This window comes from Aliivibrio kagoshimensis, assembly GCF_050337105.1.
GTDB classification, from domain to species: Bacteria; Pseudomonadota; Gammaproteobacteria; order Enterobacterales; family Vibrionaceae; genus Aliivibrio_A; species Aliivibrio_A kagoshimensis.
Map to the genome: position 1 here is coordinate 1 of NZ_JAKJSQ010000146.1, position 1,768 is coordinate 1,768.

2 protein-coding genes are annotated in these 1,768 nt (G+C 32.4%); both read right to left on the reverse strand.

The genetic code is table 11. The features are described from left to right. Nucleotides 1–130: 130 nt before the first annotated feature. Entirely contained in the window at nt 131–1,369 is a 1,239-nt protein-coding gene (locus L4C32_RS20550) for a lipopolysaccharide biosynthesis protein (protein WP_428198755.1), read from the reverse strand. A gap of 4 nt (nt 1,370–1,373) precedes the next feature. After that, nucleotides 1,374–1,768, reverse strand: a 395-nt coding sequence (locus tag L4C32_RS20555; RefSeq protein WP_428198756.1) for a serine O-acetyltransferase, incomplete at its 5' end; no start/stop codon positions are given.

A 1,768-nucleotide genomic window follows, 5' to 3' on the forward strand; every position in this document is an offset into this window, starting at 1 on the left:
GTATATGCTAGCACTTATTGGAGTGAATATACTGCTTGCTACTCCTTCAGGGAGAATTTCAAAAATAAAGGTGAATGCTCTACCAAAGAACAAAATCCCAAATACATAGAAGGTGGTTATTATCGTTTGTTTATTGAGCATTTTTATTTCGCATAGAAAATAGTTCAATATATAATATGACATTTATTGCTACGTAATAAATACATATATATAAACATATTATTGACATAAATACGATGAAGTCGGGTGATAGGAAGTATATGATTGTTGAAATTATTATTTTGGTGATTAGATCGATTTTTTCATATTTTGAAAGTTTATGCATGGCATCAAGCGTCAAATACATTGACGTAGTGGGGATGTTTATGATTCTACATAATAAAACTGGCATGTATACTACAGCGAGTTGATAAACTAATCCCCAACCATCGCCAAGAGTAAAGTTTATTAAAGTTTCACCGTATAAGTAAAAACCAGCAGCAACCAGCAGACTGATAAGCAATAAAGAAACATGATAGATACTAAGTCTTTTTAGTAAGTTGTTGTATTCTTTTTGTTCTACTAAATCTTTGTAAATAACTTGTCTCAAACTACTCGCAATAAGGTTTAAAGGTGCGGTAACAATTCTTTCCATAAAAAAGTATGCAGCAATCAAGTTTGAAGAACCAAAAATGATAACATAAAAAGAAATAAACTGAATATTAATTACATTTAATACTGCTTGAATTGCAGCGTGATAGGATGTTTTTAGTTGCAATAAGATGATTGATTTTTTGTTATTAAATTCAGAAAAAACAGTAGTGAATTCTGAATGGTTTTTTGTGATATACCAAATTAAGGGAATTGACGTTGAAATAACAAGGCTCAAAATTACCCCTGTAGCTTCGAAAGAACTAAGTAGCCATAATGAAGTGAGAAGGGTTATCGCTTTTACAACTCTTATTGAGGCTTGCGTTGCGAATTTCTTTTTATTTGTCAAGTTTAGTAGTGATATGTTTAAAATAAACGACAAAATAGTATAAGAAATTATTAGCAGTGCAGTATGTATGGAAACTTCAATGTTTTTGTAATTAAAGAATATCAACAAAAATGGAGATAAAAAAATGCCTGATAATATTGACATTAAATATAGAGAAGGAATGAACTCCTTATTCTCGTTATCATTTTTTTTTACTATATAAAATTCCATCCTCAATGTACTTAGTATCGTAAGTAATACCAAAGCTGATGCCATTATCCCCATAACAGAGAGTGAGGACTCGCTGTATGCTCTAGATATGTATGGAAGAGTAAGTAAGCTAATTACTTGAGAAGCAATAGTGGAAAGGAATAACCATGAGATTCCTTTAAATACCGTTGAATACTTCATACGATCAATTGCTTGTATTGTTAATGTATAGAGATGAATTATTCGTGGATATGATTTTTGCCGGTATTCCGCCAATAGTACAATCACTCAGAACATCATTGACCACAACAGCATTTGCACCAATAGCAACATTATCACCGATGGTTATATTGCCAACGATTTTTGCGCCGGGGCCAATATAAACTCTATTGCCAATTGTAGGCGCTCCCTTTTTCTCTCCTTGAGAGATTTTTCCTATTGTTACCCCTTGGGATATGTTGCAATGTTCACCTATCTTAGACTCGGGTGAAACAACGATACCGCCAAAGTGACCAATATAAAAGCCTTTCCCAATATCAGTTTGACAAGGTATACATATGCCAAACTTATATTTGTAATGGTTTAGTATAAGTTTGCAGC

Excerpts from the sequence above, each read along its gene's own strand:
- L4C32_RS20550 (WP_428198755.1), bottom strand. The coding sequence starts at position 1,369 with ATGAAGTATTCAACGGTATTTAAAGGAATCTCATGGTTATTCCTTTCC.